Annotated in this window: 17 protein-coding genes; 7 read left to right on the top strand and 10 right to left on the bottom strand. The window is 62.4% G+C overall.

Going from position 1 to position 17,889, the window contains the following annotated elements; genetic code table 11:
* Nucleotides 1-26: 26 nt before the first annotated feature.
* The 7 genes from NKI22_RS09120 to NKI22_RS09090 all read right to left on the bottom strand — a co-directional run bounded on the left by NKI22_RS09120 (nucleotide 27) and on the right by NKI22_RS09090 (nucleotide 7,167).
* A complete protein-coding gene (locus NKI22_RS09120) occupies nucleotides 27-1,397 on the bottom strand; it encodes an FGGY-family carbohydrate kinase (RefSeq protein ID WP_352852422.1) in 1,371 nt (456 codons plus the stop codon).
* Nucleotides 1,394-1,711, bottom strand: coding sequence for an L-rhamnose mutarotase (rhaM, locus tag NKI22_RS09115; RefSeq protein ID WP_352482465.1), 318 nt, complete (start codon nucleotides 1,709-1,711; stop codon nucleotides 1,394-1,396). Before rhaM ends, NKI22_RS09120 begins: the two co-directional genes overlap by 4 nt.
* A complete protein-coding gene (locus NKI22_RS09110; RefSeq protein ID WP_352482463.1) occupies nucleotides 1,711-2,712 on the bottom strand; it encodes an ABC transporter permease in 1,002 nt (333 codons plus the stop codon). The genes rhaM and NKI22_RS09110 overlap by 1 nt, the downstream gene beginning before the upstream one ends.
* On the bottom strand, nucleotides 2,709-3,686 hold the full coding sequence (locus NKI22_RS09105) for an ABC transporter permease (RefSeq protein ID WP_352493795.1): 978 nt from the start codon (nucleotides 3,684-3,686) through the stop codon (nucleotides 2,709-2,711). The genes NKI22_RS09110 and NKI22_RS09105 overlap by 4 nt, the downstream gene beginning before the upstream one ends.
* Entirely contained in the window at nucleotides 3,683-5,224 is a 1,542-nt protein-coding gene (locus tag NKI22_RS09100; RefSeq protein WP_352852423.1) for a sugar ABC transporter ATP-binding protein, read from the bottom strand. The genes NKI22_RS09105 and NKI22_RS09100 overlap by 4 nt, the downstream gene beginning before the upstream one ends.
* An 83-nt stretch (nucleotides 5,225-5,307) precedes the next feature.
* Nucleotides 5,308-6,303, bottom strand: coding sequence for a rhamnose ABC transporter substrate-binding protein (gene rhaS / locus NKI22_RS09095; protein ID WP_023719466.1), 996 nt, complete (start codon nucleotides 6,301-6,303; stop codon nucleotides 5,308-5,310).
* A 54-nt stretch (nucleotides 6,304-6,357) separates the two neighbouring features.
* A complete protein-coding gene (locus NKI22_RS09090) occupies nucleotides 6,358-7,167 on the bottom strand; it encodes a DeoR/GlpR family DNA-binding transcription regulator (RefSeq protein ID WP_352493797.1) in 810 nt (269 codons plus the stop codon).
* Between the two features lie 188 nt (nucleotides 7,168-7,355).
* On the opposite strand from NKI22_RS09090, the gene NKI22_RS09085 reads away from it, so the two are divergent.
* From NKI22_RS09085 to ggt, 3 genes are all read left to right on the top strand, one after another.
* Nucleotides 7,356-9,458 (top strand): bifunctional rhamnulose-1-phosphate aldolase/short-chain dehydrogenase, encoded by a 2,103-nt coding sequence (locus NKI22_RS09085; RefSeq protein WP_352852424.1) that lies wholly within the window; start codon nucleotides 7,356-7,358, stop codon nucleotides 9,456-9,458.
* Nucleotides 9,459-9,579: 121 nt separating this feature from the next.
* Nucleotides 9,580-10,872 carry an L-rhamnose catabolism isomerase gene (gene rhaI, locus NKI22_RS09080; protein ID WP_352852425.1) on the top strand — a complete coding sequence of 431 codons (1,293 nt, stop codon included), beginning with the start codon at nucleotides 9,580-9,582 and terminating at the stop codon, nucleotides 10,870-10,872.
* 433 nt (nucleotides 10,873-11,305) lie between these two features.
* Nucleotides 11,306-13,042: a gamma-glutamyltransferase gene (gene ggt, locus NKI22_RS09075; protein WP_352937718.1), complete on the top strand. Its 1,737-nt coding sequence runs from the start codon at nucleotides 11,306-11,308 to the stop codon at nucleotides 13,040-13,042.
* 68 nt (nucleotides 13,043-13,110) lie between these two features.
* On the opposite strand, the gene NKI22_RS09070 is transcribed toward ggt, so the two are convergent.
* The 3 genes from NKI22_RS09070 to NKI22_RS09060 form a co-directional block, all read right to left on the bottom strand.
* Entirely contained in the window at nucleotides 13,111-13,455 is a 345-nt protein-coding gene (locus NKI22_RS09070; protein WP_198030499.1) for a hypothetical protein, read from the bottom strand.
* 175 nt (nucleotides 13,456-13,630) lie between these two features.
* On the bottom strand, nucleotides 13,631-14,080 hold the full coding sequence (locus tag NKI22_RS09065; protein ID WP_352493799.1) for a hypothetical protein: 450 nt from the start codon (nucleotides 14,078-14,080) through the stop codon (nucleotides 13,631-13,633).
* A 133-nt stretch (nucleotides 14,081-14,213) separates the two neighbouring features.
* Nucleotides 14,214-14,513 carry a DUF1236 domain-containing protein gene (locus NKI22_RS09060; protein WP_023719460.1) on the bottom strand — a complete coding sequence of 100 codons (300 nt, stop codon included), beginning with the start codon at nucleotides 14,511-14,513 and terminating at the stop codon, nucleotides 14,214-14,216.
* Nucleotides 14,514-14,937: 424 nt separating this feature from the next.
* Here NKI22_RS09060 and NKI22_RS09055 point away from each other — a divergent pair, with 424 nt between their 5' ends.
* The 4 genes from NKI22_RS09055 (at nucleotide 14,938) to NKI22_RS09040 (ending at nucleotide 17,831) form a co-directional block, all read left to right on the top strand.
* Nucleotides 14,938-15,129, top strand: a complete 192-nt coding sequence (locus NKI22_RS09055; protein ID WP_023719459.1) for a DUF3606 domain-containing protein — start codon at nucleotides 14,938-14,940, stop codon at nucleotides 15,127-15,129.
* Nucleotides 15,130-15,233: 104 nt separating this feature from the next.
* Nucleotides 15,234-15,500: a DUF6894 family protein gene (locus NKI22_RS09050; protein WP_352493800.1), complete on the top strand. Its 267-nt coding sequence runs from the start codon at nucleotides 15,234-15,236 to the stop codon at nucleotides 15,498-15,500.
* Between the two features lie 797 nt (nucleotides 15,501-16,297).
* Nucleotides 16,298-16,648, top strand: coding sequence for a VanZ family protein (locus NKI22_RS09045; RefSeq protein WP_031194161.1), 351 nt, complete (start codon nucleotides 16,298-16,300; stop codon nucleotides 16,646-16,648).
* Between the two features lie 511 nt (nucleotides 16,649-17,159).
* On the top strand, nucleotides 17,160-17,831 hold the full coding sequence (locus tag NKI22_RS09040) for a GntR family transcriptional regulator (RefSeq protein ID WP_023719455.1): 672 nt from the start codon (nucleotides 17,160-17,162) through the stop codon (nucleotides 17,829-17,831).
* The last annotated feature ends 58 nt before the right edge of the window (nucleotides 17,832-17,889 follow it).

Below are 17,889 nucleotides of genomic sequence, written 5' to 3'. Positions count from 1 at the left end.
ACCGCAGGGCGCCATGAGCTCGGCGGTCAGGCTCGTTCGTCGACTGCCGAACGCCAGGAGCGCACGTAACTTGTCCAGAGTGGATCGGCCGACGGTTCGGTCCTTTCGCCTCTGCCTTGCGGTGTCCCCTGGTCCGACGCCAGCAAGGCGGCGCCGATGCTGGTGCCTGTCGCAGCCGCGGAGGCAATGACGGCGCGCGCCGTCGCCGCAGCCAGCATGCGGGTGAACAGCCGGTTGCGGCCGAAGGGTCCTTCGACGATGGTTGACCCCCCGCCGCCGATCAGATCGAGGCAGGTCGCGGTCATCAGCGCCAGGTAGAACGAGATGGCGACAAAGCGCTGGCCGGCCGTCATACCTTCGGCGCTGAGCCACGCCGCGGCATAGTGCGGAAACGGCCCCGAATCCTGTTGGGTCGAAGGCAACAGGGACGTCTTGCGCGCGAGCACCGCGGCGACATCGTCTTCGGTCCAGTCTTCCGATTGGCCTTCCGTCAGCACGGAGAACTCGCGGCCACCCATGAAGCGCGCCGAGGGCACGGCATCGCCGAACGCGTTGACATTGACCAGCGTGTCGCGCGCCGGATCGAGCGTGACCTTGCTGCCGCCAACCGCCATCGACACCACCCAGGTGCCGGTCGAGACGACGGAGAAAGGCGGCTTGTCGGACAGGAGATGCGGCAGCAGCGAGGCGTTGGAATCGTGCAGGCCGCAATACACCGGCGTTTGCGGATCGAGGCCGGTTTGCCGCGCCAGAGCGGGCAGGATCGGGCCCAAGCGGTCCTTGGCCTGCCGCACCGGCGCCATTAGCCGGCGCCATTCCAGCCGGTCGACCAGTGAGGAAAAATCCGCTTTCCACGGGTTCCACAGATCGGTGTGGCAGCCGAGCGAAGTCACCTCGCTGGCGGCGACGCCGGTCAGGCGCAAGGCCCAGTATTGCGGATACATCAGCATCGCGGCGGCCCTGGCGAAATCCGCTGGAAAGCGCTTCTGCTGCCAGAACAACTGCGCGCCGAGATTGAGGCCGGCCGGCAGGCGCGGCGTGCCGGTCTCGGTGAAAGGCGGGCGGATCGCGTCGTAGTCCTTGGCGAAGGCATCCGGACCGTCGAACTCGTAATCGAGCACCGGCAGCGCCAGTTCGCCTGATGCGTCGGCCAGCACCGCCGTTGCGCCATGGGTGGTGATCGATATCGCGTCGATGCGCTGCTCGCGATCGATCTCTGCCAGGCTGCCGAGGATGAACGCCCATAACCGCTCGACGTCGTGGTGCGGATACGGGCGTTGCCGAACCGGCTCGTTGACCATCCTGCGCAGCGCCACTTCGCTTGCTGCGGCGAGATCGACCAGCGCCACCTTGGCGTTGGTCTTGCCGATATCGATGACGGCGACGTGGCGGGTCATTCCATATGGAACATTGTTTCCAACGGCACCGCCACCGGCTCGTTGTTCGGCTTGGTTTCCATGATGTCTGCCATCTCGGCCCACCAGCGCTGCATCGCCGGATGCTTAGGCAATTCGTCCATGCCATGGTCGTCACGGCGCCACAGCACGCCGAACAAGGTGTTGGTCTCCTCGTCGAGATGGATCGAGTAATCGGAGATACCAGCCTGTTTTAGCAACGCGACGAGTGACGGCCAGATGTCGTCGTGGCGCCTCTTGTATTCGGCCTTCATGCCGGGATTGAGCTTCATCTTGAACGCATATTTTTCGGGCATCAGGCAAAGCGCTCCCGCCGCACGCGCTGCCACAGGATCGGCAGCGCGATGACGATGATCAGCAGCAGGCCGATGAAGATCGACATGACGATCCCCGGCACGTTGAGCAGGCCAAGACCGAAGGTCACCAGCCCCATGATGAAGGCCGCCAGCACGACGCCCAGAATGCTGCCGGCGCCGCCGAGAATGCTGACGCCGCCGAGCACCACCATGGTGATGACTTCGAGTTCGTAGCCCTGCGCGATCGACGGCCGGGTCGAGCCGAGCCGTGACGTAATCAGCACCGAGGCGATGCCCGCCATCAGGCCGGTCAGGCAAAACAGGATGAACTTGATGCGGCCGACACGCACGCCGGAAAACTGCGCCGCAACCGGGTTGTTGCCGATGGCAAAGACCCGGCGGCCGAAGCTCGTCCGATGCAGAAGGAACCAGTAGACGACGGCCGCGACCAGGAAAAGCGTCAGTTCGAACGACACCACCCACCAGACATAACCTTGGCCGAAGAAGGCGAAGCTCGCGGGATAGCCCTTGTAGGCCTGGTCGCCGAGGATGATGAAGGCAACGCCGCGAAACAGGCTCATCGTGCCGATGGTGACGACGATCGACGGCAGCCCCAGCCTGGTGACGAGCAGCCCGTTGAAGGCGCCGCAGCCGAGCCCGACGACGATGCCGATTGCCACCAGGACAGGCGTGCCGGCGCCGGCCTGCACCGCCATGCCCATCATCGTCGAGGCGAGTGCGATGATAGCGGCGACCGACAGGTCGATTTCGCCGGAGATGATCAGCAGTGCCATGGCCAGCGCGATCAGCGCCTTTTCGGTGAAGTTGAAAGTCAGGTCCGACAGCGACCACGCGTCGAGGAAATAGGGCGAGGCAAAACTGTTGACGGCAAAGATGGCGACCGCCACGACGACCAGCAGCGCCTCCCATGAGAAGATCGCCGCAGTGAACGGCTTGTCGAGTCGGTTCGGAACATGGCGCGGGGCAGGGGTATCGGTCATGCCACTTCCGCCTTTTTGAGGATGATGCGGCCTTGCCGGCGTTCGCCGCGCGCGTTGAGCACCACGGCCAGGATGATGGCGCTGCCCGAAATCGCCATTTGCCAGAAGGGCGAGATATTGATCACCGGCAGCGCGTTGGAGATGATACCGAGGAACAGCGCGCCGAGCACCGCGCCGCCGACCGAGCCGATGCCGCCGGCGATGGAGATGCCGCCGATGACGCAGGCGGCGATGATGTTGAGCTCATAGCCGTTGGCGACCTCGACCGAGGCGATGACGTAGCGCGAGATCCAGAGATAGCCGCAGAGGCCGCCGATCATCCCCGAAATGCAGAAGACGATGAATTTCGTCCGGCCGACGTCGATGCCGGCATAGACCGATGCGGTCGGGTTGACACCGATGGCGTAGATCGAGCGGCCGAGCGCCGTGCGCGTCATCACAAGGAAGAACAAGGCGATGACCAGCAGGGCAATCCATGACAGCACCGGTATGCCGAGGAACGTCGCGCGCTGCAGGCCGATGAAATCGGGGCTCATCTGGTCGGCGTTGACCCAGGCGCCGCCTGAAATAACGAAGGTGGCGCCGCGGTAGATGGTGAGAGTGCCGAGCGTTACCACGATCGAGGGAATGTTCAGCCGCCACACCAACAGGCCATTGATGGCGCCGAGCACCAGGCCGACCAGAAGTGCGATGACGATCAGCAGCGGGATCGGGATTGCCGGATGCGCGGCGTTCAGCATCGCCACCACCATGCCGGTGAAGCAGAGATTGGCTGCCATCGACAGGTCGATCGAGCGGGTCAGGATAACCACCATCTGGCCGAGCGCCAGGATCATCAGGATCGACGTGTCGTTGAACACCTGGCGCACATTGCCGGGAGCGGCAAAGCCCGGAAAACGCATCGAGATCAGCCCGATCAGCACGGCGATTGCCGCCAGCAGCCAGACTTCGCGGTATTTGAGAAGAGCCTTCATGCCGCGATCCCCGCTGCCGTCCTGACCAGCGTTTCGGCGTCGAGCCCCTTATTGTCGTAGACCGCGGCAATGCGGCCCTCGCGCATAACGACGACACGGTCGGACATGCCGAGAATTTCCGGCAGTTCGGACGACACCATGATAACCGACAGGCCTTGCGCGACGAGCTCGGCCATGAAGCCGTGCACGGCGGCCTTCGAGCCGATGTCGATGCCCTTGGTCGGCTCGTCCAGTATGATCACCTTGGGCGCGGTCGCCAGCCATTTGGCGATGACGATCTTCTGCTGGTTGCCGCCCGACAGCGTGCCGACGTCCTGGCTGAGCGAGGAGGCGCGCAGGTCGAGCCGCTCTGTGTAGGAGCGGGCTAGCGCAAACTCTTCCGCCAGCCGCAATATGCCGGATTTGGAGGTTCGCTTGAGCGAAGGCAGCGAGACATTCTGGAAGATAGGCAGGCCGATCACCACGCCTTGCTTGCCGCGTTCCTCCGGCACATAGACGATGCCGGCATCGATCGAATCCGCCGCCGATTTCGGCGCGATCGCTTTGCCTTCCAGCGTGATCGTGCCGCCGCTGGTGCGGGTGATGCCTGATATCGCCTGCATCACCTCGCTGCGCCCGGCGCCGACAAGACCGTAGAAGCCGAGGATCTCGCCCCTGTGCAGCTCGAAGCCGATATCATCGAACTCGGTCGGATGCGACAGGCCGGAGACGGCCAGCACCGGCGCGCCGATCTCGGCCTTGCGCTGCGGAAAGATATGATCGACCGCGCGGCCGACCATCATGCGCACGATCTGGCTCTGGCCGGCGTCCTTGATCAGGCCTTCGCCGACCATCTCGCCGTCGCGGAACACGGTATAGCGGTCGGCGATGCGGTAGATCTCATCGAATTTGTGGCTGATGAACAGGATCGCCTTGCCGTCGCTCTTGAGGAATTCGATCAGCAGGAAAAGCTCTTCGATCTCCTTCATCGAAAGCGCCGCCGTCGGCTCGTCCATGATGACGATCCGCGCGTCGATCGACATGGCGCGGGCAACGGCGACGAGATGCTTGTTGGCGATGCCGAGATCCTTCAGCCTGGCATCGGCGTCGATATGGCCGGCACCCATCGTGTCCAGCACTTCGCGGGCGTTCTTGCGCATCGTGCGCCAGTCGATGGTCTTGAAGCGGGTGCGCGGCGCATGGCCGAGGAAGATGTTTTCGGCCACCGTCAGGTCGTCGAACAGCACGGTTTCCTGATGGATGGCGGTGATGCCATGCCCGAAGGCGGCATGGGCGCTGGGCAAGGCGACGGGCTGGCCGTCGATGCTGATCGTGCCCGCATCCGGCTGATAGATGCCGGTCATGATCTTGACCAGCGTCGACTTGCCGGCGCCGTTCTCGCCGATCAGCGCGGTCACCTGGCCGGGATAGAGCGACAGGCTGACATCGTGCAGCGCGCGCACGCCGGGAAAGCTTTTCGAGATGCCGGACAGCGTCAGCCGCGGCCCGGGAGACAAAGGCGCTTCCTTCGCCACTTCGTGTTGGGCTGTCGTGTCCATAATCGTATCAAGCCCTGAAACTAGGTCCGGTTGAGGCCGCGGCGGGGCCAAGGTCCCGCCGCACCAGTTCGAAGGCTCCAGGATCAATAGATCTTGGAGAACTTTTCGATGTTCGACTTGTCGAACTGGAAGGGCGGAGCCATCGCAGCCGAGTTGGTGTCGTCGAGCGTGACCTTGCCGACGCGGCCGATCGACAGCGTAGCACCGGGCTTCGCCTCTTCCTTCTTCACCGCCAGGTCGTGGGCGAGGTAGACGGCCGAATAGCCGAGGTCGATCGGGTTCCACAGCGCAACCGCTTGGCTGGCGCCGTTGTCGATGAACTTCTTGAACTCCGACGGCAGCGCCAGGCCGGTGACGTTGACCTTGCCGATCAGGCCTTCATCGGTCACCACCTGCGCGGCGGCAACGACGCCGACCGTGGTCGGTGCGATGATCGCCTTGAGGTTCGGGTAGGACTTCAGCAAGCCCTTGGCCTCGTCCGTGCTCTTGGCCGAGTCGTCGTCGCCATAGACGGTGGCGACGAGCTTGATCTTGGGGAACTTCTCCGGCAGCACCTTCTTGGCCGCGTCGATCCAGGCGTTCTGGTTGGTCGCGGTGGACGAAGCCGACAGGATGGCGACATCGCCGCCTTCCGGCAGGTAGTCGGCGGCAAGCTTGATGATGGTCTCGCCGATCAGGTTGGTGTCGGAAGGGTTGAGGTGAAGCTGGCGGCCTTCCGGCGCGACGCCTGAATCCCACGAGATGACGGTGATGCCGCGTTCCATCGCCTTCTTCAGCGCCGGAACCAGCGCGTCGGCGTCATTGGCCGAAATGGCGATGGCGTTGACCTTCTGGGCGATCAGCGAATTGACCACTTCGATCTGCGCTTCGGCGGTCGCCTTGGTCGGGCCGGTGTAGATGATCTCGACGTCGCCGAGTTCCTTGGCCGCCTCTTCGGCGCCCTTGTTGGCGGCGTCGAAGAAGCCGTTGCCGAGCGACTTCACCACCAGCGCGATCTTGACGTTTTCGGCATAGGCGGCATTCACGAACATGGCGGCGGAAAACGCCGCCGTAACCATCAGTTTCTTCAGAAAGCTCATCGAATATCCTCCCTTGAGCGTTGCATTCCATCGCCGCTGCGGGCGTGAGTTTTCTCAGGCCTGCAGCGAAGATTCTTCCTTGTTGCTTGCCGTTGTGCGGGCGACGATCAGCGTCACGCCGGCGGTCTCCAGCATCTTGGCTTCGCGATCCTCGATGCCGTCGTCGGTGATCACCGTGGCGATGCGCGACAGGCCGCACAGGATCAGGCTCGAGCGCTTGCGGAATTTCGAGGAGTCGACCAGCACCACCAATTCGTCCGCCTGGTCGATAAGCTTCTGCTCGGCCTGGATCAGCAGCGGGTCGCCTTCCATAAGACCCAGCGGCCCCAGTCCCTGCGCGCCCATGAACATGCGGCGCGCGTAGAAATTGCGCGTCACGTCATTGTCGAAGGGCGACAGGATGATGTTCTGCTCGCGGTAGATGGTGCCGCCCGACAGCATCACCGTGTTCTTGGAATGCCTGAGCAGGTGCTCGGCGATCGGAAAGGAATTGGTGAAGATCGGCATGCGGCGGCCGCTCAGGAAATGCACCATCTGGAACGTGGTGGTGCCGCCATTGATGATGATCGGCTCGCCGTCCTTGCAGAGTTCCACGGCCTCTCGTGCGATCGCCCGCTTCTGCGAAGCGTTGATCGTCTCGTTGACGGAAAACGGCCGGCCGGCAAGGCCGATGAACTGCGGCGGCGAGAGCGCCTCGGCGCCGCCGCGCACTCGGCGCAGCCGCTTTTGCACATGCAATGCCGCGATGTCGCGCCGGATCGTCGCCTCCGACGACTCCGTCAGGTCGACCATCTCCTGCACCGTCACCACAGGCTTTTCCTGGACGGCGGACAGAATGATCCTGTGGCGCTCTTTCTCGTGCATGGTTCCTCCCTGCTTGAGCATCTAGGCACCCAAAGCGCGCAGTGTCAATCATTTCCGATCAGATAATTTCATTGTGCAGTGCAATATGATTGATATTGATCGTTTATGATTGACAAGACAGCCGCTTGCGTAGAAATTCGCACAAAAGGGACCCGCGCCGTTTGCGTGTCCCAAAGGGAGGATTACCTATGCTCGACAAGCGCTCCGGCACGCGCCTCGCCAATCTTTGGGATGACGCAAAAGCGCAAGCGATGAGCGAGCCCGAACGTCTGGTCTATCGCTCGAATGTTCTTGGCTCCGACAAGCGCGTCACCAATTATGGCGGCGGCAACACCTCCTCCAAGATCTGGCAAAACGATCCGCTCACTGGGCAGAGCGTGGAAGTGCTGTGGGTCAAGGGCTCGGGCGGCGACAGCGCCTCGATCAAACTCGACGGCTTCGCCACGCTCTACATGGACAAATTGCGCGCGCTGAAAGGTCTCTATCGTGGCCTCGAACATGAAGACGAGATGGTCGGCTATTTGCCCCACTGCACTTTCAACCTCAACCCGCGCGCGGCCTCGATCGACACACCGCTGCATGCCTTCGTGCCGAAGCCTTATGTCGACCACATGCACCCCGACGCCATCATCGCTATTGCCGCCGCCAAGGATTCGCAGGCGCTGACCAAGGAGATATTCGGCGACACGATCGGCTGGCTGCCATGGAAGCGCCCGGGCTTCGAACTCGGCCTGTGGCTGGAGAAATTCTGCCTCGAGAACCCCGAGGCCAAGGGTGTCGTGCTGGCAAGCCATGGCCTGTTCAGCTGGGGCGACACGCCGAAGGAATGCTACGAGACGACGATTTCGGTGATCAACCAGGCGATCGACTGGTTCGAGCACAAGAGCCAGGGCAAGCCGATCTTCGGCGGCGAAATCGTCAAATCGCTCGATGCACCGGCGCGTCGCGCTGTGGCTGCAAAACTGATGCCGAGGATCCGCGGCCTGATCTCGGAGAAAAGCCACAAGCTCGGCCATTTCGACGATTCTCCTGCGGTGCTCGAATTCGTCAATTCCAGGGATTTGCGGCCGTTGGCGGCACTCGGCACATCCTGCCCGGACCACTTCCTGCGCACCAAGATCCGGCCGCTGGTCATCGAGTTCGATCCCAGGAATCCCGATGTCGATGCCGTCATTGCCCGTCTTGTCGACGATGTGGCGGAGTATCGCGTCGGCTATCAGGCCTATTATGACCGCTGCAAGCACGCGGATTCGCCACCGGTGCGCGATCCGAACGCCGTGGTCTATCTGATGCCCGGTGTCGGCATGTTGACCTTCGCCGGCGACAAGGCGACGGCGCGTATATCGGGCGAATTCTACGTCAACGCCATCAACGTCATGCGCGGCGCCTCGACGGTGTCGACCTATATCGGGCTGCCCGACCAGGAAGCCTTCGATATCGAATACTGGCTGCTCGAAGAGGCAAAGCTGCAGCGCCTGCCGAAACCGAAAGCTCTTGCCGGCCAAATCGCGCTGGTCACCGGCGGCGCCGGCGGCATTGGCCGCGCCACCGCCAACCGGCTGCTGCGCGAAGGCGCCTGCGTCGTGCTGGCCGATATCGACGAGGCAGCCCTTGCCAGCGCCAATGACGAGCTTGCCAAGGCCTACGGCAAGGATTTCGTGCGGCCCGTCGTCATCAACGTCACGTCCGAGGATCAGGTGATCTCCGGCTTTGCCGAGACAGCGGTCGAGTTCGGCGGCATCGACATCCTGGTGTCCAACGCTGGCCTGGCCTCCTCGGCGCCGATCGAGGACACCACGCTGGCGCTGTGGAACAAGAACATGGACATCCTGTCGACGGGATATTTCCTGGTTTCGCGGGAGGCGTTCCGGCTGTTTCGGACGCAAAAGATCGGCGGCAACGTCGTCTTCGTCGCCTCCAAGAACGGCCTTGCCGCATCGCCCAATGCCGCCGCCTATTGCACGGCCAAGGCCGCCGAGATCCATCTGGCGCGCTGCCTGGCACTGGAGGGCGCGGAAGCGCAGATCCGGGTCAATGTCGTCAATCCCGACGCCGTGCTGCGCGGCTCGAAGATCTGGACCGGCGAATGGAAGGAACAGCGCGCCGCCGCTTACAAGATGTCGACCGACGATCTCGAAGAGCACTACCGCTCGCGCTCGATGCTGAAGCGGTCGGTGTTCCCCGAGGACATCGCCGAAGCGATCTATTTTTTCGCCTCCGACATGTCGGCAAAATCGACCGGCAACATCATCAATGTCGACGCCGGCAACGCGCAGAGTTTTACGCGATAAGCAGTCGTTTGAGGGTTGGCGCCGACGTCGGAGCTTTACCCTTCTCCCCGTCACTATACGGGGAGAAGGTGCCGGCAGGCGGATGAGGGGCAGCGCCAACCGAACGCATTTGGGAGGAACCATGTCCGAAACCATCATCTCCGCCGACCTCGTCGACAGGCACAATGCCGCGCGCAATGCCGACCTCAAGCGCGACTACGAGTCCCTCGGCGAGCGCCTCGACCGCCGCGGCATCGCCATCGATGCCATCCGCGACAAGGTCGAGAAATTCGCCGTCGCCATCCCGTCCTGGGGCGTCGGCACCGGCGGCACCCGCTTTGCCCGCTTTCCCGGCGCTGGCGAGCCGCGCGACATTTTCGACAAGATCGAGGACTGCGCCGTCATCCGCCAGCTGACGCAGGCGACGCCGACCGTCTCGCTGCATATTCCGTGGGACAAGGCCGATCCGAACCGGCTGAAGCAGGCGGCATCCCGCTTCGGCCTCGGCTTCGACGCCATCAACTCCAATACCTTCTCCGACGCCAGGGACCAAAAACTTTCGTATAAGTTCGGCTCGTTGTCGCATGCCGATGCCGCAACACGCCGGCAGGCGGTCGAGCATAATCTCGAATGCATCGAGATCGGCAGGACGCTGGGCTCGAAAGCGCTGACGGTGTGGATCGGCGACGGCTCGAATTTTCCCGGCCAGGTTAATTTCGCCAAGGCGTTCGAGCGTTATCTCGACGCGATGAAGGAGATTTATGCCGGCCTGCCGGACGACTGGAAGCTGTTCACCGAGCACAAGATGTACGAGCCGGCCTTCTATTCGACCGTCGTGCAGGATTGGGGCACCAACTACATCATCGCCACGGAACTCGGCGACAAGGCGTTCTGCCTGGTCGACCTCGGCCATCACGCCCCCAACGTCAACATCGAGATGATCGTGTCGCGGCTGATCCAGTTCAAGAAGCTCGGCGGCTTCCATTTCAACGATTCGAAATATGGCGACGACGACCTCGACGCCGGCTCGATCGATCCCTACCGGCTGTTCCTGGTCTTCAACGAACTGGTCGATGCCGAGCTTTCCGGTGCCGAAGGGTTTGATCCGGCCCACATGCTCGACCAGAGCCACAACGTCACCGATCCGATCGAAAGCCTGATGCTGTCGGCGGTTGAAGTGCAGCGCGCCTATGCCCAGGCGCTGCTGGTCGATCGCAAGGCGCTCGAAGGCTTCCAGGACGCCAATGATGCGCTGATGGCAACGCAGACGCTGAAGATAGCCTATCGCACCGATGTCGAGCCGATCCTTGCCATGGCGCGGCTGAAGACCGGTGGCGCCATCGATCCGGTCGCCGCCTACCGCGCCTCCGGCTACCGGGCGAAGGTCGCAGCGGAACGGCCGGCGGTGGCGAGCGTCGGCGGCGGGATTGTTTGATGTTGGGGTGAAAATGAAAAACCCGCCACGAAGGGCGGGTCGTTGGAGCCAATTGGCACCTTACCCAAATTAATAGCATAGCTGCCGGCACAAAGCAAGAACAAAATTGCCTGTCAGCGTTGAATGTTGGCGAAAACCAAAGGCGAAATCCGATCTCCCCCCTTGCGGGGGAGATGTCCGGCAGGACAGAGGGGGGTGGGACGGATCTCCAACGTCGAACCGTGCAACCTGCAAAATAGCCAGAGGATGTGCCCGCGCATTGCTGGAGAGGTCGGAGGGACAGCACCCCCCTCTGGCCTGCCGGCCATCTCCCCCGCAAGGGGGGAGATCGGCAGTTCCGCCGGCCTGAACCCTCGCCAATCCCATTAATGTCAGTAGACTCGACCTCGCCAAGCGCGTTTCCTAGGCCTACCCCACGCCTCGGAGAACGGCCATGCACAACACCCGCCGAACCCTAATCGCCGTCAGCCTTTCCCTCACCCTGACCTTCGTACCCTTCCTCGCCTTTGCCGCCTCGCCGCAGCCGGCGAAGGGCGAGCACGGCATGGTGGTGAGCGCCCAGCATCTGGCCTCGGAAGTCGGCGTCGAGGTGCTGAAGAAGGGGGGCAATGCCGTCGATGCCGCGGTCGCCGTCGGCTATGCGCTGGCCGTGGTCTATCCGACCGCCGGCAATATCGGCGGTGGCGGCTTCATGACCATCCGCTTCAAGGACGGCCGCTCGACCTTCCTCGATTTCCGCGAGCGCGCGCCGCTGGCCGCGACCAAAACCATGTATCTCGACAAGGACGGCAAGCCGGTGAAGGGCGCCAGCCTCGACGGCTATCTGGCGGTCGGCGTGCCGGGCTCGGTTGCCGGTTTCGAGACGGCGCGGGAGAAATACGGCACGCTGTCGCGGCAGGACTTGCTGGCGCCGGCCATCCGCTTTGCCAAGGAGGGCTTCGTGCTGGAGCAGGGCGATGCGGCCTCGCTCCGGGGCGGCGCGGAGCGGTTGGCGAGGGACCCAGCGGCGGCGGCCATTTTCCTCAAGCCGGACGGCAAGCCTTATGCTGTCGGCGAGCGCCTCGTTCAGCCCGATCTCGCGGCTTCGCTTGCCGCCGTTTCCGAACGCGGGGCGGATGCCTTCTACAAAGGCGCGATCGCCGACGCTATCGTCAGGGCAAGCGGCGAGAAGGGCGGCATTCTGGCCAGGGCTGATTTCGAAAACTACGCGGTGCGCGAGCTGAAGCCGGCGACCTGCAATTATCGCGGCTACGAGATCATTTCCTCGCCGCCGCCGAGCTCCGGCGGCGTCATCATCTGCGAGATCCTCAACGTGCTTGAGTTCTATCCGTTGTCCTATCTCGGCGCCGGTTCGGCCGAGACGGTTCACGTCATGGTCGAGGCGATGCGCCACGCCTATGTCGACCGGAATTCGGCGCTCGGCGATCCCGGCTTCGTCGACAATCCGGTCGCAAAACTGCTCGACAAGAATTACGCCAGGGAAATCCGTGAAAAGATCGATCCGTTCCGGGCCGGCGTCTCGCAGGAACTGATGCCGAAGGGCTTTGGCGAAAGCAGCGAGACGACGCATTATTCGATCATCGACAATGACGGCAACGCCGTCGCGGTAACCTACACGCTGAACGGCTCTTTCGGCGCCGGCGTCGTCGCCGACGGCACGGGCATCCTGCTCAACAACGAGATGGACGACTTCACCCAGAAACCCGGCGTGCCCAATCTCTACGGCCTCGTCCAGGGCGAGGCGAATGCGATCGCGCCGAAAAAGACGCCGCTGTCGTCGATGAGCCCGACCATCCTCGCCAAAGACGGCAAGCCGTTCATGGTCATCGGCAGCCCTGGCGGTTCACGCATCATCACCATCACGCTGGAGGCGATCGTCAACGTCATCGATCACGGCATGAACATCCAGGAAGCGATCGACGCGCCGCGCACCCACCACCAATGGTTACCCGACACGGTCTATATCGAACCCTTCGGCCTGTCGCCGGATACCGAAAAGCTGCTTACCGGCATGGGCTACCATCTCGATCTCGCCGAGGCGAATTGGGGCCAGGCGGCCGGCATCCTGGTCGGCGGCAAGAGCCTGGCGGAAATCGAGAAGGGCGGCGGCGCCCGCTACAACGGCGCCATCGACAGCCGCGCCGCATCCGGTGAGGCTATCGGGTATTAGACCATGGTCTCAAAAGGCGGAACCGGTTTTCGGATAAGGTCACGGTCAATAGGAAGATTCGCCTTGCTTCAGGTGACCAGCGCGATGGTCGACGCAATCAGCATCAACGCCGCGACGCCGACGAACAGGGCGTAGATGCGCGGCCGATCGAGCAGGAGCGCGTTGCCGGATATCCATGCCGCGGTGGCGCCGCCAAGCGCGAAAAAGAAGGTGCTGCGGCGCCCGAAGCTCAAGCCGGCGGCCATCAGGCCGCCGATGATCAGGGCGCCGAATACGATGATCACGGCTACCGCGTATTTTTCGAAATCGTTGCTGCCGGCGCTCGGGCCGATCGCGTTCAACCTCGACAGATCGTCCGGATCGAACGGGCTGGTCGACCCATATTCGTCTTGACCGACAGGCTCATGCATCATTCGTTCTCCGCAAACCGACAGCAAATCATCAAGCCTCGCCGAGCGCAACCGCTCGCCGAATGTGATCGGCACGGTGTTCAACACTTTCTGGCGGCGGCTTGCCAGAGATTTTTGGGTTCGTGCTTTGATCGCCCCGCTGCTCGGTCGGGTCAAGTGTTTTGCCCGAGCTTAATCTTCAAGCCGCCCTGGCCAAAGACTGCGTCGCCTGAACGGAAGCTCCAAGCACCGCCTGTGCGGTGTCGGCCTGTCTTTCATCGACATGCGCCAGCACCAGGATCACACCTTGTGCGGCATCCGGCTGGCCCGGCTGCTTGCCGATACGGGACAATGTCGCGAAAAGTCTGCCGGCAACGCCGCCCAAGACTGCACCGACGAGGGCCGATGCCAGCCATCCCGCGCCGAGGGGATCGATGCCGGGCATATCAAAGGCGCCGAGGCCGGCCAACAAACCGGCTGCCGCACCAAGGACGGTACCCGTACCTGGATCGCGCAAGACGGCGCCGATTTCATCATCGTAGGGTCCGATGACGCTGATCTCCTGGCGAGCAATTCCTGCTGCCTGAAGCGTTTCGACGGCACGCGCCGCCTGGTCATGGGAATCGAAAAGTCTGCTGATTGTTCGCATTGAAACTGCCTGTGAGGCCCCCCGGCCCTCGACGGTAAGGCGGGTCCCAGCTGAGCGCCGAGGAACCGCCTGACGCAAACGTCACCCGCCGCTCATTTCCGAGCGACGGGCGACGGCTGCCCGAGTTTTCACGTCACTCGATGACCTTGATGACCTTGCGCGTGCCTGGGTCGACGACAACGGTGCGGTTGTCAATGACGACATAACGATATTTGACGTTCGGGACCTCATGAAGCTCGACGGTGTCGGGGAGCGTCGAGCCGATGTTGAGCTCCACCCCAGGGATTTTCACCGAGGCCAGCGGCTGCTTTTTCACATACTCCCTGATGACGGTTTCCTGCTGCGGTTCGATGACAACGTCTTGCGCCGCAGCGGCGCCGACGCCTGCCAGCAGCAAAAGTCCCGCCGCCGCGGTGGAAAGATGCATTCTCATGGTCGTCTCCTTTGCGAACTCGGTCCGCTCTTCGCGCCAAGGCTCATTCGAACGGAAGCCAGCTGAAAACGTTCCGTCGACGGGGCTTCGGTCCCACCCGGCGGGGACCAATCGACGTGTTGCCGCAGGACCTAAGTCTGATCCTCGCGGGCAAAGGGTAGGTTTGTCGCGAAGCCCGGAACCGCCGCCGCTCAAATTCGTTGCTGGCTGCACGTTCCGGGAGGATTCTTTGGAAAATGTCGACGGTTGCTCGCACCGATCTTGGCTGTTTCCATTCCGATCGAACCTGGCATCTGCGCAGCCCTGTCCCTTCCTGCGCCGATAGGGTTCGCGCGTCACTTTTGTGGCGGGCGAACCCTCAATTGCAGCGTGCTTCTGACCAAAGTTGACCCTGAGGCGAGGAGAAGAGACGAGGAGAAGAGAAATGGCCGATGACAAGAGCAAGCGAGACTTCAGCGACCGCAACCGCGTGTCGGCGGATGAGTATTATGAAGTCGAATATTTCGCGCGGGAAAATGGTGTCTCGCCCAGCCAGGTGAGCAAGCTGATCAAAAGGACCGGTGGCGACCGGATGATCCTCTCGCAAGCGGTGAAAGCATTGCGCGAGCGCAAGTGAGACGGCGGCGGAGCCGGCGGTTGGAAAGGCACTGATCACGATCTGCCGAGAATTCCGGTCAGCTATCGACAACGTGCCCGGATGCCGCTGCTTCGGCCAAGCCAATGCCCCTTTATTTCTTCGATTCCGATGAAGACGGAATCGTCTATTCCGACGATCAGGGAACGTCATGTGACGATTTCCCGCTGGTCAGGAAAGAAGCCCTTCGCACATTGGGCGAGATGGCCAGGGATGGCCTTCCTCACCGTAGGATCACAGTCAAGGTCCGGAACGACCATGACGGTCTGGTGCTTGAAGTGGCTTTGACCTTTGCCGTCGAAACGCGGCATTTCGACGAACGGATTTTCCAGATCAACATGCGCATGAGTTGACGGCCCGATCGTTGTCGTGCCGACCATGAGATTCTGGAGCAGCCGGCATCTTCCCCAAGGGAACATTAGAAGTCTCTAATTGTTATCTTAAGCAGCGGGAACCTCCCGGGTTTCTGCTGCAGATCGGGGTGCAACCCGGTCGGCCCGCGCCCTCCGCCAGAGGCGCGGGCTTCGTTTGTTTAGCCGATGCGCAACGCCATGCGGTGGCAGCATATTGGAAACCTGCGGGAGCATAAGTAGAAGAAGTCGCTACCGCGGCGCCCTGGCGCCCAGGCAACGGAGCCCGTCGTCCGACAGGGCGGCGGGCTTTTTGATACGGGCCGGGTTATCGCGCAACCGGTGGAAATCCAATGCATGTCGCGCAAAAGTGTGAAGCGGTTTTGCGATAACGACATGCATCAAGACAAGAACCTTAAGCGCGTCGCATGAGGCCGGTCGAACGCGACGCGCTTTAGCTGGGAGAGATGGCCGGCGCTGCTTCGTGAGGCGTGGGGTAAGGTGCCTGATGCAGCGCCGGCCAAGCGGAAATCAGGTCCGCCGCAGCCAGATAGTAGCTGCGTTGGCGCGGCGGGTAATTGCGTGATCGCGGAAGCCACACCATTGCAGGCCACTTGCCACGAGCCCGGCCTGTGCAGCGGCTGACCCGAAGCATTCATTCATTCTGACGATGCACCGGACGCCCGGACGGCGGAAATTGGACGCCGCGTTCGCTCTCGATTCAGCGGCCAGCGGTGTTCCCTGCAGATTTCGGACGAAAGGCCATTTCACCCTTGTTGCGCCTGGATTCTTATCAGATCGTGGCAAGGATTGCTTTTCCCGCCGCGTTTGCCGGCGTTCTGCTGTTTGCCCTTTTGCCGGAGCAGCTCCTGCAGGGTCTTGGCCTGGCTTTCACGTTTGGTCACGACAAGCTCAATCACGCCGCCGCCTTCGTCGTGCTGGCGGCTCTCGGAAGTCTCGGCTGGCCGGAACACAAGGCGAAGCTGATCGTCCTCCTCGTGCTCACGGGCGCGGCGATCGAGGGCCTTCAGGCCGTGCAGCTGATAGGGCGCCACCCGGATCTATTCGACTGGGTGGCCGACTGCGCCGGAATGGCCTTCGGGCTGACAATTGCAGGCTGGACAAAGCGGCTCGCCGGCGGATTGCCATAGCTCGAAAGCGCATAACGGAATCGGCGCGCCCGTGCTGCAATATGGGGAAAATGGCCGGCGTCACTTGGGGGGGCGCGTTGGGGTAAGTTGCCTGACGGACGCCGGCCAGGCGGAAAAATCAGGTCCGCCGCAAAGTAATGTAGCAGCAATGGCAAAGCGCGGCAGTAGCGTGATCGCGGAAGGTCCGCCTTCTCGCCTCCGATGCGGTGACCCGTTTTGGGTCAATAATTCTGGCACCTGAATTGCGCTGTAAGCAATGCCGGGGAACACTCCGGCGATCGTCCCCGAATATGGGGCCTCGCCGCTTCGCAAATGGAGCGGCGGGCCTTTTTGCCGGACGTTGAAAGCGGCCGATCAGCGGCTTAGCTGATGACGGTGTGCTTGCCCCATTTTCCCCCCAAGTGTTTATTCTCACAAGAGAAATTCTAACGCGCACAAGCTTCGGTGCTTGACACAGGTCGCGACAACTGGATAAGTGGATACACAGATACGCTCTGATTGGACCAAGGACATGGCAGCAGACGCAATCGAGCCGCTGGGCATCACGACCGCCGAGGAGGAGGCTTATCGCCACATTCAGCGTGCCTTGAGGATGGGGCGCTACCGCGCCGGGGACCGGCTTATCCCGGAAGAGATCGCGACGGAAATCGGCATGAGCCGCATGCCGGTTCGCGAAGCGTTCCGCCAGCTGGCCGCGGAAGGTCTTGTGGTCATTCGCCCGAACCGTGGCTGCATCGTCGCCGGGCTTACCCTCGATGAGATTTACGAAACCTTTGAAATGCGCTCGGTGCTCGAAGGGTTGGCGGTGAGGCTTGCCATGCCGCACATCGATGTCGAAGTGCTTGAAGAACTGGAACGCCAGCTCGACCGCATGGAGCGCGCCAGCCAGACCGGCAGCAGCGACTGGGTCGTGCGCCATCAGGCCTTCCATTTGCAGATTTGCCAACTGAGCAACCGACCCAAGCTGGTCCGGCAGATTGCCAGCCTGCACGTCGTGATCGAACCCTACCTGCGCATCTGGTTCGACTATGTCGACAAGCCCGCCAGCGCGCGCGCCGAGCACGAGATCCTGATTGAGGTGTTGCGGTCAGGTGATGCCGGCAAGGCAGAGATCGTCATGCGGGATCATATCGTCGAGACAGCGCCCCTTCTGGCCAACTTCGCAAGTCCCGGCCGCCGCTAGAAAACGCCATCTAACTCGTTGAAGCCGGAAGATAATCCGGCACGACGAAAGGGAACTG

This window comes from Mesorhizobium sp. M0778, from assembly GCF_040320105.1.
Taxonomy (GTDB): Bacteria; Pseudomonadota; Alphaproteobacteria; order Rhizobiales; family Rhizobiaceae; genus Mesorhizobium.
The sequence above is the reverse complement of the archived record's forward strand: the minus strand, read 5'-3'. Positions and strand labels throughout refer to the sequence as shown.

Excerpts from the sequence above, each read along its gene's own strand:
- NKI22_RS09120 (WP_352852422.1), bottom strand. The coding sequence starts at position 1,397 with ATGACCCGCCACGTCGCCGTCATCGATATCGGCAAGACCAACGCCAAG.
- rhaM (WP_352482465.1), bottom strand. The coding sequence starts at position 1,711 with ATGCCCGAAAAATATGCGTTCAAGATGAAGCTCAATCCCGGCATGAAG.
- NKI22_RS09110 (WP_352482463.1), bottom strand. The coding sequence starts at position 2,712 with ATGACCGATACCCCTGCCCCGCGCCATGTTCCGAACCGACTCGACAAG.
- NKI22_RS09105 (WP_352493795.1), bottom strand. The coding sequence starts at position 3,686 with ATGAAGGCTCTTCTCAAATACCGCGAAGTCTGGCTGCTGGCGGCAATC.
- NKI22_RS09100 (WP_352852423.1), bottom strand. The coding sequence starts at position 5,224 with ATGGACACGACAGCCCAACACGAAGTGGCGAAGGAAGCGCCTTTGTCT.
- rhaS (WP_023719466.1), bottom strand. The coding sequence starts at position 6,303 with ATGAGCTTTCTGAAGAAACTGATGGTTACGGCGGCGTTTTCCGCCGCC.
- NKI22_RS09090 (WP_352493797.1), bottom strand. The coding sequence starts at position 7,167 with ATGCACGAGAAAGAGCGCCACAGGATCATTCTGTCCGCCGTCCAGGAA.
- NKI22_RS09085 (WP_352852424.1), top strand. The coding sequence starts at position 7,356 with ATGCTCGACAAGCGCTCCGGCACGCGCCTCGCCAATCTTTGGGATGAC.
- rhaI (WP_352852425.1), top strand. The coding sequence starts at position 9,580 with ATGTCCGAAACCATCATCTCCGCCGACCTCGTCGACAGGCACAATGCC.
- ggt (WP_352937718.1), top strand. The coding sequence starts at position 11,306 with ATGCACAACACCCGCCGAACCCTAATCGCCGTCAGCCTTTCCCTCACC.
- NKI22_RS09070 (WP_198030499.1), bottom strand. The coding sequence starts at position 13,455 with ATGATGCATGAGCCTGTCGGTCAAGACGAATATGGGTCGACCAGCCCG.
- NKI22_RS09065 (WP_352493799.1), bottom strand. The coding sequence starts at position 14,080 with ATGCGAACAATCAGCAGACTTTTCGATTCCCATGACCAGGCGGCGCGT.
- NKI22_RS09060 (WP_023719460.1), bottom strand. The coding sequence starts at position 14,513 with ATGAGAATGCATCTTTCCACCGCGGCGGCGGGACTTTTGCTGCTGGCA.
- NKI22_RS09055 (WP_023719459.1), top strand. The coding sequence starts at position 14,938 with ATGGCCGATGACAAGAGCAAGCGAGACTTCAGCGACCGCAACCGCGTG.
- NKI22_RS09050 (WP_352493800.1), top strand. The coding sequence starts at position 15,234 with ATGCCCCTTTATTTCTTCGATTCCGATGAAGACGGAATCGTCTATTCC.
- NKI22_RS09040 (WP_023719455.1), top strand. The coding sequence starts at position 17,160 with ATGGCAGCAGACGCAATCGAGCCGCTGGGCATCACGACCGCCGAGGAG.